Source organism: Pseudomonas sp. UBA5568 (assembly GCF_002425525.1).
Classification (GTDB): domain Bacteria; phylum Pseudomonadota; class Gammaproteobacteria; order Pseudomonadales; family Pseudomonadaceae; genus Aquipseudomonas; species Aquipseudomonas fulva.
In genome coordinates this window covers 56,537-71,257 of the sequence record NZ_DIMK01000025.1, presented here as the reverse complement: position 1 = coordinate 71,257, position 14,721 = coordinate 56,537, and the positions used below count along the sequence as shown (strand labels likewise).

Here is a 14,721-nt window from a genome sequence, read left to right as displayed (position 1 = left end):
ATGGCCGTTGCACTCGACCAACCTGTCCCCGACTTCACTGCCCAGGCCACCAGCGGGCAGACGGTCAGCCTGTCGGCGCTCAAGGGCCGCCAGGTGGTGGTGTATTTCTATCCGAAGGACAGTACTCCAGGCTGTACCACTCAGGGCCAGGGCTTTCGCGACCAGCATGGCGCCTTCGAAGCCGCCAATACCGTGGTGCTCGGCGTCTCGCGCGACGGCATGAAGTCCCACGAGAACTTCAAGGCCAAGCAGGGCTTCCCATTCGAGTTGATCAGCGACAAGGACGAAGCCCTGTGCCAGCTGTTCGACGTGATCAAGCTGAAAAAGCTGTACGGCAAGGAATACATGGGCGTGGACCGCAGCACCTTCCTGATCGACAAAGACGGTGTGCTACGTCAGCAATGGCGTGGGGTGAAGGTACCCGGCCATGTGGATGCGGTACTGGCCGCGGCCCAGACGCTGAACCAGGCCTGATCGAAGCAGGGGCTGCGCCAACCTCGGTGCAGCCCAAGCCTGTCAGAGCAGGGGCGACACGCTGGGCTCCTGGCGAGGCCAGGCGTCCAGCACGGCCTTGATCAGGGTCGCCAGCGGGATGGCGAAGAAAATCCCCCAGAACCCCCACAACCCACCGAACAGCAAGACCGCGCAGATGATCGCCACCGGGTGCAGGCTCACCGCCTCGGAGAACAGCAGCGGTACCAGCACGTTGCCATCGAGCGCCTGGATGATCGCGTAGACCGTCATCAGGTAGATGAACTGGTCTCCCCAGCCCCACTGGAACAGGGCAATCAGCGTCACCGGCACGGTGACCACCACCGCCCCGACATAAGGCACGACCACTGACAGCCCGACCAGGAGGGCCAGCAACGCAGCATAGTTCAGGCCCAGGGTGATGAACGCTATGTAGGTCGCAATGCCGCAGATCAGAATTTCGATGCCCTTGCCCCGAATGTAATTGGCGATCTGCCGGTTCATCTCGCTGCCCACGCGGTTGAGCAAGGTGCGCTGACGCGGCAGGTAGCCACTGACCCAGCGGCCAATCAGTTCACGGTCCTTGAGGAAGAAGAACACCAGGATCGGCACCAGCACCAGGTAGATCATGGCGTTGACCAGCAGCGGCAGGCTGGACAGGGAGAAGGTAAGCGCCCATTGCCCGAACTTGCCGATCTCGCCGCGGACCGACTCGATGGCATGCAGCACCTGCTCGTCCGACACCAGGTGCGGATAGCGCTCTGGCAGCAGGAGCAGCAATGACTGCCATTTACCAAGCATGCCTGGCAGCTCGTTGAACAGGGTGATCAGCTGGTGCCACAGCAGCGGCACCAATACCAGCATGAACACCGCCAGTGCGCCCATGAACAGGGCAAATACCAGCAGGACCGCCAGTTTTGTAGGCACTCGCAGGCGCTCCAGGGCGTTGACCAACCCTTGCATGAGAAACGCCAGCACCATGCCGGCCAACACCGGCGCCAGCATCCCGCCCAGCGTGAGCACCGCCGTGAACGCCAGAAACAGCAAGACCGCCAGCACCACCGCTTCTTCATCGGAGAAGTAGCGTTGGACCCAGTCGCGTAGCACTTTGAACATGAACGATCCTTGTGGGACTCAGGCCTTGCGCAGCCAGTAGGTGTAGGTACCGGCCTCGGCCGTTTCGTGCAACAGGCTATGACCGGCCAGTTTGGCAAAGGTGCGCAGGTCGCGTTGGGAACCTGCGTCGGTGGCGATGACCTTGAGTACGGCACCACTGGCCAGCCCATTGAGCGCCATCTTGGCCTTGAGCAGTGGTAACGGGCAGTTCAGCCCGCTGGCATCGAGCTCGGCGTCATAGGTCAGGGGGGTGCTCATCAATGGGGCTCTCCAGGGCAATGCCGGCCTACGGCCTGATCGGCCGCCTAGGATAGCGCCACTGGTCGCCAACGTGTGAGCCCGCTACAGTAGCAATCTTTGACCGACGCGAGCTTCGTGCATGAATCTACTGCGCCCTACCCTGCTGACGCTGGCCTGCCTGATGGCCCTGCCTGGCCATGCTGACGACCTGCCGTCGCTGGGTGACGCCAGTTCGGCGATTGTCTCGCCCCAGCAGGAGCACCAGCTTGGCCGCGCCTGGCTGAGCCTGTTGCGCGGCCAGGTCAACCAGCTCAACGACCCGCAGCTCAAGGACTACGTGGAGACCAGCGTGTACCGCCTGGCCGAAACCAGCCAGTTGCAGGACCGTCGCCTGGAATTCATCCTGATCGACAGCCGCGAACTCAACGCGTTTGCAGCGCCAGGCGGCATCGTGGGTGTCAACGGCGGGTTGTTCCTCAATGCGCAGACCGAGGGCGAGTACGCCTCGGTACTGGCGCACGAACTGGCGCACTTGTCCCAGCGTCACTTCGCCCGGGGCATCGAGGCCCAGCAGCGCATGCAATTGCCGATGATGGCGGCGTTGCTTACCGGTATCGTGCTGGCGGCCGGTGGCGCGGGGGATGCCGGCATCGGCATGATTGCCGGCACCCAGGCGGCAGCGATTCAGGAGCAGCGCAGGTTCTCCCGGCAAAACGAGCAGGAAGCTGACCGCATCGGCATCCAGAACCTTGAAAAGGCCGGCTACGACCCGCGCAACATGCCGACCATGTTCGAACGCCTGGCGCGTCAGTACCGTTACGACGCCAAGCCGCCGGAATTTTTGTTGACGCACCCGGTAACCGAGTCGCGTATCGCCGACACCCGTAACCGAGCCGAGCAGGCGCCAAAAGGCGGTGTGGAAGACAGCCTGCGCTATCAGCTGATCCGCGCCCGGGTAGCGCTGACGTATGAGGGTACGCCGGGGCTTGCGGCCAAGCGTTTTCGCGCCCAGCTCGACGAAGACCCCAAGCTCGATGCGGCGCGCTATGGGCTGGCGCTGGCACAGATCAAGGGTGGTCAGCTCAACGAGGCTCGGGAGATGCTCAAGCCGCTGCTGGCCAAGGCGCCCAATGACATTACCTACAACCTGGCGCAGATCGACCTGGATATCACCAACAATCGCCTGGCCGATGCACAGCAACGGGCCGAGCGTATGCAGGGGCTGTACCCGGGTAATTACCCGCTCAAGCAGGTGCGCGCCGACCTGTTGGTCAAGCAGAACAAGCCGGCCGAGGCGGAGCAGGTATTGAACGACCTGATCAAGAGCCGCCCGGATGATCCGGATGTGTGGTACGACATGGCCGAGGTGCGGGGCTTATCGGGCAATACCATCGGCCTGCACCGGGCGCGTGCGGAATACTTCACCTTGGTGGGGGACTTCGATCAGGCCATTCAGCAGCTCGACTATGCCAAACGCCGCGCTGGGGGGAATTTCCCGCTGGCTTCGCAGATCGACCAGCGCCAGCGAGAGGTCCTGGAGCAGCAGCGCATGGTGCGGGAGATGATGGGGCGCTGAGGCGTTCTAGGGGCTGGAGCGGAACCGCTCACAAGGCTTAGCAGCGCGCCTGTAGGAGCGGTCTCGCCGGGGCGCCGGACCGCTCCTACAGAGGTTTTTCTACGAGGGTAATTGCGCCAACATGGGCGTTTAAGCCAGCGCTTGCCTCACGCGTTCCCGGAAAGCTTCAACCTGGCCGCCTGGGTGAAATCCAGCATCCGGTTCAGCGGCTTGATGGCTTTGGGCACCAAGGCTGGGTCGACGAAGATCTCGTCGCCGCCATTGCGTAGGCAATCGAGCACGCGCTCCAGCGTATTCATCGCCATCCACGGGCAGTGAGCGCAGCTGCGGCAGGCCGCGCCGTTACCGGCGGTGGGGGCTTCCACAAATACCTTGTCCGGGCACAGCTGCTGCATCTTGTAGAAGATGCCGCGGTCGGTGGCGACGATGAAGGTTTTGTTCGGTAGCGTCTGGGCAGCCTTGATCAGTTGGCTGGTGGAGCCCACGGCATCCGCCAGGTCGATCACCGACTCCGGCGACTCGGGATGGACCAGCACCGCAGCGTCTGGGTACAGGGCCTTCATGTCGGCGAGCTGACGCGACTTGAACTCCTCATGAACGATGCAGGCACCGTCCCACAGCAGCATGTCGGCACCCGTCTGCTTCTGGATGTAGCGACCCAAATGCTGATCGGGGCCCCAGATGATGGTCTCGCCATTGTCCATCAGGCTTTCGACGATCTCCAGCGCGCAACTGGAGGTGACCACCCAATCGGCCCGTGCCTTCACGGCAGCGGACGTGTTGGCGTAAACCACCACGGTACGCTCGGGGTGCTGGTCACAGAAGGCAGAGAATTCTTCGATGGGGCAACCCAGGTCGAGCGAGCAGGTCGCTTCGAGGGTGGGCATCAGCACGCGCTTGTGGGGCGTAAGAATCTTGGCGGTTTCGCCCATGAAGCGCACGCCTGCCACGATCACGGTCTCGGCAGGGTGCTGCTTGCCAAAACGAGCCATTTCCAGCGAGTCGGACACACAGCCGCCGGTTTCCTCCGCCAGGGCCTGGATGACCGGGTCGCAGTAGTAATGAGCAACCAGCACGGCATTTTGCGCCTTGAGCTCGGCAGCGATGGCCGCACGGTATTCGGCCTGCTGCTCGTCTGTCAGCGGATTGGGCTGCTTGGCGTCAAGGTGAGCCTGAACCAACAAGCGTTCGGAAATCTGGGTCATGATCGCTGGACCTGCAGGCGCGTGCGCGCATCAAATCGAGTGTATCACCCGGCCCTGACAGATCGGCTAAGGGCGCCGGACGGCGCAGGCCGCCACGGCCCTCTGCGGGCGCGGATTATTATGGAGGCCGAAGGCTACAGAGAAACCCGAGATTTCTAAAGCGGTTTTTATCCAACCCATACCTGCCCTCGCACCAGCGGCCCAAGGGCAAGTAGCGCCGGGCTGTCAGCGCTGCGGCGAGAGCATTGCCAGCTGCGTGTTAACGAACGCGGCAAAGGCTTCGAGCGTCATTTTTTGGCCGTTGAAATCAACCATGCCATCGGCGTAGTGCAACGCGCTGATCACTTTATCGCCCTCCACCGTGGCCAGGCCGCTTTGCACGGCCATCAAACCGACCATTTCCCCTGCCTGGCCAGACTGCGTAGCGATGGCCTGGGCATCGGTCTGACCGTCGAGCAGCGCTTGCAAGGTGGCCAGGTCCCCTAGCATCGGCTTGGACAAGGACAGCTTGCCGGTGACCTGCGTCACCATCTGCTTTAGCGCCTGATCTTGTGGCAAGTCGAAGGAAGACGGCGCATCGAAGTCCATTGCCACATTGAAGTGACTCTCGCCATTGGCGGTCTTGAGGCTCAAGTCTTCGAGCGCCACCTTGGGTTTTGCCGCCAGCAGCGTGCGCAAGTCGCCCTGGAACTTGGCCTTTTCGGCTTCGGTCATGTTGATCTGTGGCGCCGACTGCCCGGCAGTTGCCGCGGCCTCGAACTCAGGCAAATGCGCTGCATACCAGTTGCTCAGCGCTTGCAGCGCGGGCGCATGGATGGACTTGAAGCCGACGATCATCTGGGCCTTACCGACCGCTCGCCCATCCCAAGTGATGTCCCCGAGTTTGTATTCAACGCGCCCGCCAAAGGTGTCGGGGCCTTCGAGGCTTTGCAGGGTACTGAGCTCGCCCCCTTTGATGACCAGCGCCTGTTGCCTGGGCCCGAGAGTGACCTTGGTCTCTGCCAGATACAGGTCAGCGTTGCCCGTGAACAGGTTGTCATGCGCAGTCGCCGCCAGCTTGCCACCCAACTTCAGCCCATTGAGTTCAAAGATCACGGGCGGCTGGTCTTCACTTACCAGTTTCATCAGGAAGTGGTCGGCCTCGCCATGGAAGCGCGAATCCTTGCCATCGCGATCCCCGCTGACCCCAAGTTCCATGCCCGAGAACGCCAGGCTGGTGCCGTTGGCATCGTCGAGCTTGACCGGCGCCAGGTGAACCTGGCTGTCGACACTGCCGCCGTACCCCATGCTGGTCTGGGCGCTGAACGGCACGCGGTCACCGGCTGCTGCGTACCAAGGCGCCGTGACTTCGTCCTTGTCCAGCGTGGTATTGCTCAGCGCCAACACTGGCAACAACCTGAGGGTCTTGACGCGAGACCATGGGAACGGGCCGTGCTCGATCTGATCGGTCACGCCTACATCAAAATTTACCACCTGTTGGCTGTTGGCATGCACATCGCGAGCGATCACACGGTAGTGTGCCGTGCTGCTGAACCAACGCTGGTCCAGCGATACCAACTCGATGCGTACGCTACCACCTGTGTTCACCAGTGACTTTTGCAGCTGCGCGTTGCTCAGGGCCAAGGCATGGTCCAGCTCACCCGGCAGTTGCTTGCCGGTGTACCAGGCTCCGCCAACGACCACTGCGACAACGGCCACCGCTACGCCGGACAGGATTGCTACTGAAGTCTTCGTCATGAATTAAACCGATTGATGTCCATAAAGGCTCGCACATCGCCTGCGCAGCCAGGAAAATGCAGCATATCACCGAAGGCCAGGATGATTGGCGGCCGCGCCACTGGAAAGGCAGGGCGGCCCGTTGGACAGGCCCACTTCAAAGATGTCAATTTTTACGAACACGCTTATGGCATTTGCATTGACAAAAACGACGTTAGAAACGCTTGAGTTTGCGGTTTTATCGATAAAAATCGCGTATTCGAAACACCTTGTCATGTTTAACTTGACACCCAAGACCCTATCGTTTTTTATTTTGATCACTTGCGTGATCCAGTCACGCCTCTGCTGCTCCAACATAAAGGTGAACAATATGGAGCCCACCCGCTCGCCGCTGCTGCCTGCGCCCTTCGCTGTGCCTGTCGTCCAAGCCTTTGCGCAGGAGTCACACTCGCATGCAGCCTGAACCCTACCCCCACGAAGCCGGCCAACTGCGCAAGACGCTGCGCCTGTGGCATGTGATCATCATTGGCCTGGCGTACCTGACGCCCATGACCGTGTTCGACACCTTCGGCATCGTGTCAGGCATCACCGCTGGGCACGTACCGAGCGCCTATATACTGGCCCTGGCCGGCATCCTGTTCACGGCAGTCAGCTACGGAACCCTGGTCAAGCGCTTTCCCCAGTCGGGATCGGCCTACACCTACACCCAACGTGCCATCAATCCACACGTGGGCTTCCTGGTAGGCTGGTCTTCCTTGCTGGACTACCTGTTGCTGCCCATGGTCAACGCCTTGCTGGCCAAACTGTACCTGTCTGCCATGTTCCCCGAGGTGCCACAGTGGGTCTGGGTCGTGGCCTTCGTGTCCCTGATCAGCCTGATCAACATGCGCAGCGTCAATCTGGTTGCGCATTTCAACCTGCTGTTCGTTGGCGTGCAGGTGGCGATCATCGCGGTGTTCATCTACCTGTGCGTACGCGGGCTGGACCAGGGCGAAGGCCTGGGCACCGCATGGAGCCTGTTGCCCTTCGCCGACCAGCAGACCCACCTGAGCGCCCTGGCCGCTGGTGCAACCATTCTGTGCTTCTCATTCCTGGGTTTCGATGCGGTCACGTGCCTGTCCGAGGAAACGCGCGACCCAGCCAAAACCATACCGCGGGCCATCTTCCTCACGGCATTGATCGGCGGCGTTGTATTCATCACCGTTTCCTACTTCATTCAGGCCTACTTCCCCACCATGGCACGCTTTCACGATCAGGAAGCGGCGCTGCCGGAAATCGCTCTGTACGTGGGCGGCAAGCTGTTCCAGTCGGTCTTCATCGCGTGCACGGTGATCAACACCATCGCCTCGGGGCTGGCGTCGCAGACCAGCGTGTCGCGCCTGCTATATGTAATGGGCCGTGACAAGGTCATACCCGCGAGCGTTTTTGCGCGGTTGCATTCACGCTACAAGACACCCGTACTGAACATTGCCGTGGTGGGGGTGATTTCGCTGTCGGCCATCTTCTTCGACCTGGTCACCGCCACCTCCATCATCAACTTCGGTGCATTGGTGGCGTTCAGCTTCGTCAACTTGTCGGTGATCAATCACTGCTACCTGCGAGAGGGCAATCGCCGAGGGCTGGCCAACCAGCTGAAGTACCTGGTACTGCCCACCACAGGCTTCTGTATCATCGTTTCGCTGTGGCTGGACCTGAACATGCACTCGCTGCTGTTCGGCGGGGTCTGGGCCACGCTGGGCCTGGTGTACCTGGCCTGGTTGACCAAGGCGTTCAGAGCGGCGCCGCCCAACTGTATCGCCGAGGGATGACGCGTACCGACCATGCACAGCTCAACCCCACCCGGTTTCTTCGATATCACCAGTGAGCAGGGCCTGCTGCGCACCTCGATCGCGGTCACCCTGTTCATCGCCAGCATCGGCATTGCCTTTGGCTTGGCATCGGGCTCGTTTTCCATCGTGTTCGACGGCGTCTACTCGCTGGTGGATGCCAGCATGAGCGGGCTGTCGTTGATGGTGGTCAGGCTGATCACTTCCCATGCCAGCAGCCTGCAGATGTCGCGCAAACTGCGCGAGCGCTTCACCATGGGCTTCTGGCACCTGGAACCGATGGTGCTGGCACTCAATGGCATCCTGCTCAGCGGTGTTGCCATCTACGCCCTGATCAACGCTGTGAGCAGCCTGCTGGAAGGTGGACGTCATCTGGAGTTTGGTATCGCCATGGTCTATGCGGCGCTCACCGTCACCGCCTGCGTGAGCATCGCGGTGATCGAGGGCAAGGCCAACCGCAAGCTGCGGTCGGACTTCGTCGCCATGGACGTGAAGGGCTGGGTGATGTCCGCCAGCATCACGGCGGCGCTGTTGATCGCCTTCTGCTTTGGCTATGCCGTGCAGGGCACATCGCTTGAATGGGTATCGCCCTACATCGACCCGGCCGTGCTGGCACTGGTCTGCCTGGTGATCGTACCCTTGCCAATGTCGGTCGTTCGCCAGGCGTTGGCGGATATCTTTCTCGTCACGCCGGGCGATCTCAAGCAGCACGTAGACGCGGTTGCGCAGGCTTTCGTCGAACGCCATGGCCTGCAGTCCTACCGCGCCTATGTGGCCAAGGTGGGACGCTCGCGGGAGATTGAGCTGTACTTCATCGTGCCGCCGCAGATGGCGGCCAAGACCATCGAGCAGTGGGATGCCTGGCGCAACGAGATCGGCGAGGCCATCGGCGGCGAAGGGCCCAATCGCTGGCTGACGGTCGTATTTACCGGCGACCCCGAGTGGGCCGAATGAGCATCAGGACTCAGCCACACAGGCGTTCGATCAGCGGCAGCGCTTCGATTTCAGGGCGGGCAAAATAGTAACCTTGCATCAGCTCGATACCCAGCGCGGCCAACGCCTGGCACTCGACTGCTGTTTCCACGCCCTCAGCGACCAACAGAATGTCCAGCCGCCGCGCCACCAGCACGATGCCTGCCACGATCGCCTGACGCACCGGGTCGGCGCCAAGGTTGCGTGTCAGCGCCATGTCCAGCTTCAGGAGGTCCGGTTGAAACTCGGCAAGCAGGTTCAGGCCCGAATAGCCTGAGCCGAAATCGTCAATGGCCGTGGTGAAGCCCTGCCGGTCGTACTCGCGGAAAATGGACTTCAGGTGTTCGGTGTCCTCGACCCGTTCGCCTTCGGTCACTTCGAAAATCAGCCTGTCGGCCGGAAAATCGAACTGCTTGGAGGCCTCGAGCGTCGCGCGGATACAGGTGGCGGGGCGGTACACGGCGTTGGGCAGGAAGTTGATGCTGAGCTTGCAATCCTGCACACGGTTGAGCCCAAGCTCGGAGGCTTTTTCGATGGCCTTGACCCGGCAAGCCTGGTCGAAGCGATACAGGTTATCGGGTGTGACCTTGGCCAGCACCTGCGCAGCCCCCTCCCCCCCGACACCTCTGACCAACGCCTCGTAGGCGTAGGGTTTACCCGAAGGCTGGTGAACGATAGGTTGAAAGGCCATTGTGATGCCGAACCCCAGGTCCGCCATCTCACGGCATTGCTTGCAACCTACAGCTTCGAAAGGCTGCGCAAAGATCAAATCGGCCATGGTGTCTCCGGCAGCTTGATGAAGAGAAAGTAGCGCTGGGATAACACGATCGTGAGAACGTCAAAACAGCGTTGTTGGCAATTTGACAGCATGGCTGGCGAGAGGTGCGGTGCGCAAGGTTGATGACCCGACAAAAAGCCCCGATAGGTTGGATTTATTGGGCTCAAGTGGGCAACTCGGTACACTGTCGCCCGATCCAACATCTGACGACACGGACAACTTCGACATGACTGTCTTCACTCACCGGGGCGGCGAGTACCTCACCGTCGATGATGCACGCCTTTACTACGAACAACTGGGTGCAGCCGACGCACCCGCGTTGATCCTGCTGCATGGCGGCCTTGGCCATATTGAAAGCTTCAATGCCATCACCCCGCACTTGGCCCGCCGTTGGCGCGTGATCGGCATCGACAGCCGCGGCCAGGGCATGTCTACCCTAGGCGGCGCACCACTCACCTATGCGCGCATGCAGCACGACGTAGAGCGGGTAATCGATCACCTGGCGCTTGAACGCGTCACTCTGATCGGGCACAGCGATGGCGGAATCGTCGCGCTGCGCATGGCCGCCTCGCAGGCCGTCACGGTCGATCGACTCGTCACCATTGGGGCTCACTGGGCGCTGGGAGAGAACGACCCTGCGCGGGCCCTGTACGAAGGCATCACCGCCGCGAAGTGGCGCGGCCTGTTTGCCGACGATGTGGCTCGCTATGAGGCGATCAACCCACAACCGGACTTTGCAAGGTTGCTGGAGGCCGTCCGAGGGTTGTGGCTAGATGACAGTGAGCACGGCTATCCCGCAGCCAGCGTCGGGGGCATTACCGCGCCATTGCTGGTGGTGCGTGGCGATCGTGATCGCCTGGTTTCACGAGCCAATGCACTGGAGTTGGTAGAGCAAGTGCCTGGGGCGCAGCTGTTGAACTTGGCACTGGCTGATCATTCACCTCATGAAACGCATCCGCAATGGCTATTGCCTGTGATGGAAGCTTTTTTAATCAATGATGAAGGGGGGCGAAATCGGTAATCGCTCAACGAGCATTCGCCCGGTGCCTGCCTCCCACTGCCGGGCTACGCCTTGGGCGCCATGTCAATGACCGCACAGCGACCATTGGCCCTGACTTTCTGCACCACGTGCGCCCTGTCGACAAAAACGTTGATCTCGCAACTGCCTGAGTGCTCGACATCCTGCCAATACTCGCGGTGCACCAATTGGCCATTTTCAGGGCCGGTATAGGTGCCCGCAGCCTCCCGGGAAATATACGTGCTGTCGCGCACGTACCTGAGCACCACCATGTCCTGATCAGGCGCCACCATGATGACCCTGGGCACGCCAAAGTAATCGATCAGCTCGCCGACCGGGCGGCCTTTCCACGCACTGGTTGCCTCCAGCGACGAGCATCCGCCAAGCAGGACAGCGCCCAGGCATAACACAAGCAGACGGATCATGGCTTCTCTCCTTGGTGGACAGTTACTTGGCAGGCATCTGTGTGAAGGCGTCATCGATCTGCCTGATGATCTCGGCCCTGAGCGCCTCGCGTGTCAGTATCTCGAATAGCTGCGGGCCAGAGCGGCTCAACTCCGAAGCTGACATTACGCCCAAGTGCTCCATCTTGAGGGCTTGGCGCTCAGCTGGCTTACAGATGAAATCACGGCTTTGCGCCAACCACGGTTGTTGATCGCCCTGCCATTGGTTGGAGAACTTGGCCTTGCGCAAGGTATTGGCCACGCTGCTGAAGTCGAGCGCTCCTGTGACACGAGCCCGCTTGTTCTTGCAATCGACTTCGACGTCGTAGACCGTGAAATCGGGCTTGCCGGGCTGCTGGTCAAACAGATAGACGCCCACGGATTTGACGCCGCCGGGGCGCTCGTAGATGTTTCCGGGGTCGCCGTCTACAAGGTATGCCTTGCTCTTGCCCAGGCTGGCTTGATGATGAACGACCCAGTAGTCGCCCTTCGGGGCATTGTCCGCGTGGACGGGTAAGGCGCCTAACAGGAGTGCAAGCGACAGCAGGTGTTTCACTGGGGAGCGCATGACTGGCCATCTCTCTGCCATTACTTAGACAGAGAATTTTCCCATCCGCAGTATTGGGCAAAGGGCTATCTAGTACACCTGCACTAGGGAGTCGCCCGTTGAGACTTCATCAGAGGGCACTTGCATGTAGAACACTGCCTGTGAAAAAGGCAGAGTCTCTGCCAGACAGGCCATAGGCCAAGCGCTTTGACCAGAAACGAAAAAGCCCGCCGATAAGGGCGGGCTTTTCGTACAGATTTCACACAGAAGCGAGCTGACTGCTCGATTCATACGGTTGCTAGACTTGGCGCTGACCCTGTGGTCTAGCTGAAGTATTCGCAACCGCTGCGAAGATGGTGGGTCGTGTAGGATTCGAACCTACGACCAATTGGTTAAAAGCCAACTGCTCTACCAACTGAGCTAACGACCCGTTGGATGGCGCGTATAATACTGATTTCTATAGAGAAATCAACACCCCTCGGTAAAATTTCTTAAAAATAGCGCGTCGGGTCCGCCACGGCGGCTGCCTTGAAGCCCTCGGCCCGCAGGCGGCAGCTGTCGCACTTGCCACAAGCACGCCCGTCGTCATCAGCCTGGTAGCACGATACGGTCAGGCTATAGTCGACCCCGTGCGCCACGCCGGCCTGGACGATCTGGGCTTTGCTCATGTTCTGCAAGGGTGCCTGAATGCGGAAACCCTGCCCTTCGACGCCTGCCTTGGTGGCCAGGTTGGCCATGCGCTCGAAAGCTTCGACGAACTCGGGGCGGCAGTCCGGGTAGCCGGAATAATCCACGGCGTTGACCCCGATGAAAATGTCACGGGCTTGCAGCACTTCAGCCCAGCCCAGCGCCAGCGACAGAAACACCGTGTTGCGCGCTGGCACGTAGGTCACCGGGATACCCTCGCCCGGCGTTTCCGGCACATCGATGCTGCTGTCAGTCAGGGCCGAGCCACCGATGCCATCCAGGTTCAGCCCAATCACCTTGTGCTCTACCACGCCCAGGTCCTGGGCGACCCGTGCAGCGGCGTTAAGCTCGGCGCGGTGACGCTGGCCGTAATCGAAGCTCATGGTATAGCAGGCATAGCCCTGGGCCTTGGCCATGGCCACTACCGTGGCCGAGTCCAGGCCACCGGACAGAAGAATTACTGCGCGTTTATCAGTCATGTCTCACTCTCTTGCTCAGCGCCCAGGTTCGTCGTTCCACAACAGCTTGTGCAGCTGAAGTTGGAAACGGACAGGCAAGTTGTCGGCAACGATCCAGTCAGCCAGGTCAGTGGCGCTCACCTGGTGGTGGCTCGGCGAGAACAATACTTCGCCGGCGCGCTCGGCCAGGTTGTACTGGATCAGCTTGGACACCGCCCAGTCGTAATCTTCGCGAGAGCAGATGACGAACTTGACCTGGTCGTTGGGCGTCAGGTGCTCGATGTTCTCATAGCGGTTGCGGTGCGATTCTTCCGAACCCGGGGTTTTCAGGTCGACGACGCGGCTGACACGGGTGTCGGTGCCGGCGATATCGAGCGCGCCGCTGGTTTCCAGCGAAACCTCGTAACCGGCATCGCACAGGCGCTGCAACAGGGGCAAGGCGTTAGGCTGGGCAAGGGGCTCACCGCCCGTCACGCAGACATAGCGCGGCTTGAAGCCAGCCACCTGTTCAAGGATCGAATCGAGGCTGCGCAGTGTGCCGCCACTGAAGGCATAGGCGCTGTCGCAGTATTGGCAGCGCAGGGGGCAACCGGTGAGCCGCACGAATACCGTGGGCAGCCCAGCCGTTCGTGTTTCACCCTGCAACGAGTAAAAGACTTCGGTGATGCGTAATGTATCTTGCATGATCGCCACGGGCGTGACAGCAAAACAGGCTGCCCGCCTCCGTCAGGCACTGGCACGGACTCGACATAGCGTTATCCGTGACAGCGTGTTTACGAAAAAAGGGCGGTGATTCTAACGAAAAAACCCGCGCCAGGCGCGGGTTTCTTTCGAACGGCAGGCAAGCGCCGCATCACTTCACAGCTTTTGCAGGTCTCGTTGCGCCAATTGCGCAGCCGATGTGCCCGGATATTGGGTCACCACCTGCTGGAGAATACCCTTCACCTTGTCCGTGTGACCGAGACGACGCTCGACATCGGCCAGCTTGTACAAGGAGTCTGGCACCTTGCTGTGCTTGGGGTACTTCTGGCTTACCTGGGCGAATGCCTGGCTTGCACCCTGCAGGTCACCCTTGGCCAGGTTCACTTCGCCCAGCCAATACTGTGCATTACCGGCATATTGGCTGTTGGGGTACTTGCGCAGGAAGGCGTTGAACGCCTGGCTGGCCTTGTCGAAGTCTTTTTGCTTGATCAGGTCGAAGGCAGCATCGTAGTAGAGCTTTTCCTTGGCCGGATCACCGGGCTCGCTACTGGCGGCCGGTTGTTGGGCAGCAGCACCGGCTGCAGCCCCCGCGGCGGCGCCAGAGGCACCACCGGCGGAAGAATTGTCAGGGGTCGCGGCAGGCGCGGCGCCACTGTTGATGCGACGGTCCAGGTCCTGGTATCGCTCCAGGTTTTCCTGCTTCATGCGAGACACATCGTTTTGCAACTCTTCGATGATGCCTTGCTGGCGGGAAAGCTGATCCTGCATCTGTTGCAGCTGCATGAACAGCTGGCCCTGTGCAGAGGCAGGGGCCGAAGCCCCTGACCCGGCATAGGCGCCGCTCGTGCCATAACCCGCAGGCGGATAGCTGCCTGTGTTGTCATCTACTACAGGGACTGCAGCCCACGCCGAAAGGGGCAGGCTGAGTGCGAGGACGGTTACTGCACGGCGGCACTTACGCATAGG

The 14,721-nt window shown here is 60.8% G+C and carries 15 protein-coding genes and 1 tRNA gene; 5 read left to right on the top strand and 11 right to left on the bottom strand.

Annotated features, from left to right (window positions below):
* The gene (locus B2S33_RS08250; protein ID WP_023536252.1) at positions 1–474 is read left to right on the top strand and encodes a peroxiredoxin; all 474 of its coding nucleotides are present in this window, start codon (positions 1–3) and stop codon (positions 472–474) included.
* Between the two features lie 42 nt (positions 475–516).
* On the opposite strand, the gene B2S33_RS08245 is transcribed toward B2S33_RS08250, so the two are convergent.
* Entirely contained in the window at positions 517–1,587 is a 1,071-nt protein-coding gene (locus tag B2S33_RS08245; RefSeq protein WP_027914232.1) for an AI-2E family transporter, read from the bottom strand.
* Positions 1,588–1,605: 18 nt separating this feature from the next.
* Positions 1,606–1,845 carry a sulfurtransferase TusA family protein gene (locus B2S33_RS08240; protein WP_288650135.1) on the bottom strand — a complete coding sequence of 80 codons (240 nt, stop codon included), beginning with the start codon at positions 1,843–1,845 and terminating at the stop codon, positions 1,606–1,608.
* A gap of 121 nt (positions 1,846–1,966) precedes the next feature.
* On the opposite strand from B2S33_RS08240, the gene B2S33_RS08235 reads away from it, so the two are divergent.
* Positions 1,967–3,403, top strand: a complete 1,437-nt coding sequence (locus B2S33_RS08235) for a M48 family metalloprotease (RefSeq protein ID WP_027914231.1) — start codon at positions 1,967–1,969, stop codon at positions 3,401–3,403.
* 146 nt (positions 3,404–3,549) lie between these two features.
* Here B2S33_RS08235 and nadA read toward each other — a convergent pair whose 3' ends face one another.
* Entirely contained in the window at positions 3,550–4,608 is a 1,059-nt protein-coding gene (gene nadA, locus B2S33_RS08230; protein ID WP_027914230.1) for a quinolinate synthase NadA, read from the bottom strand.
* A gap of 225 nt (positions 4,609–4,833) precedes the next feature.
* The gene (locus tag B2S33_RS08225; protein ID WP_028687392.1) at positions 4,834–6,345 is read right to left on the bottom strand and encodes a YdgA family protein; all 1,512 of its coding nucleotides are present in this window, start codon (positions 6,343–6,345) and stop codon (positions 4,834–4,836) included.
* Between the two features lie 431 nt (positions 6,346–6,776).
* Between B2S33_RS08225 and B2S33_RS08220 the strand changes: the two genes are divergently transcribed.
* Both B2S33_RS08220 and B2S33_RS08215 read left to right on the top strand, forming a co-directional pair.
* Positions 6,777–8,132 carry an APC family permease gene (locus B2S33_RS08220; protein ID WP_059183256.1) on the top strand — a complete coding sequence of 452 codons (1,356 nt, stop codon included), beginning with the start codon at positions 6,777–6,779 and terminating at the stop codon, positions 8,130–8,132.
* Positions 8,133–8,144: 12 nt separating this feature from the next.
* The gene (locus B2S33_RS08215) at positions 8,145–9,104 is read left to right on the top strand and encodes a cation diffusion facilitator family transporter (RefSeq protein WP_028687389.1); all 960 of its coding nucleotides are present in this window, start codon (positions 8,145–8,147) and stop codon (positions 9,102–9,104) included.
* Positions 9,105–9,114: 10 nt separating this feature from the next.
* Here the strand turns inward: B2S33_RS08215 and B2S33_RS08210 are convergent, their stop codons facing one another.
* The gene (locus B2S33_RS08210) at positions 9,115–9,900 is read right to left on the bottom strand and encodes an EAL domain-containing protein (RefSeq protein ID WP_288650134.1); all 786 of its coding nucleotides are present in this window, start codon (positions 9,898–9,900) and stop codon (positions 9,115–9,117) included.
* 226 nt (positions 9,901–10,126) lie between these two features.
* On the opposite strand from B2S33_RS08210, the gene B2S33_RS08205 reads away from it, so the two are divergent.
* Positions 10,127–10,921: an alpha/beta fold hydrolase gene (locus B2S33_RS08205; RefSeq protein ID WP_028687388.1), complete on the top strand. Its 795-nt coding sequence runs from the start codon at positions 10,127–10,129 to the stop codon at positions 10,919–10,921.
* Positions 10,922–10,965: 44 nt separating this feature from the next.
* On the opposite strand, the gene B2S33_RS08200 is transcribed toward B2S33_RS08205, so the two are convergent.
* From B2S33_RS08200 to ybgF, 6 genes are all read right to left on the bottom strand, one after another.
* On the bottom strand, positions 10,966–11,343 hold the full coding sequence (locus B2S33_RS08200) for a hypothetical protein (protein WP_027914223.1): 378 nt from the start codon (positions 11,341–11,343) through the stop codon (positions 10,966–10,968).
* A gap of 22 nt (positions 11,344–11,365) precedes the next feature.
* Positions 11,366–11,929 carry a hypothetical protein gene (locus tag B2S33_RS08195; RefSeq protein WP_028687387.1) on the bottom strand — a complete coding sequence of 188 codons (564 nt, stop codon included), beginning with the start codon at positions 11,927–11,929 and terminating at the stop codon, positions 11,366–11,368.
* A 333-nt stretch (positions 11,930–12,262) separates the two neighbouring features.
* Positions 12,263–12,338: transfer RNA gene (locus B2S33_RS08190), tRNA-Lys, on the bottom strand.
* 61 nt (positions 12,339–12,399) lie between these two features.
* Positions 12,400–13,074 (bottom strand): 7-cyano-7-deazaguanine synthase QueC, encoded by a 675-nt coding sequence (gene queC / locus B2S33_RS08185; RefSeq protein WP_023536291.1) that lies wholly within the window; start codon positions 13,072–13,074, stop codon positions 12,400–12,402.
* A gap of 15 nt (positions 13,075–13,089) precedes the next feature.
* The gene (queE, locus tag B2S33_RS08180; RefSeq protein WP_028687385.1) at positions 13,090–13,737 is read right to left on the bottom strand and encodes a 7-carboxy-7-deazaguanine synthase QueE; all 648 of its coding nucleotides are present in this window, start codon (positions 13,735–13,737) and stop codon (positions 13,090–13,092) included.
* Between the two features lie 174 nt (positions 13,738–13,911).
* Positions 13,912–14,718, bottom strand: a complete 807-nt coding sequence (gene ybgF, locus B2S33_RS08175) for a tol-pal system protein YbgF (RefSeq protein ID WP_028687384.1) — start codon at positions 14,716–14,718, stop codon at positions 13,912–13,914.
* Positions 14,719–14,721 lie beyond the last annotated feature (3 nt).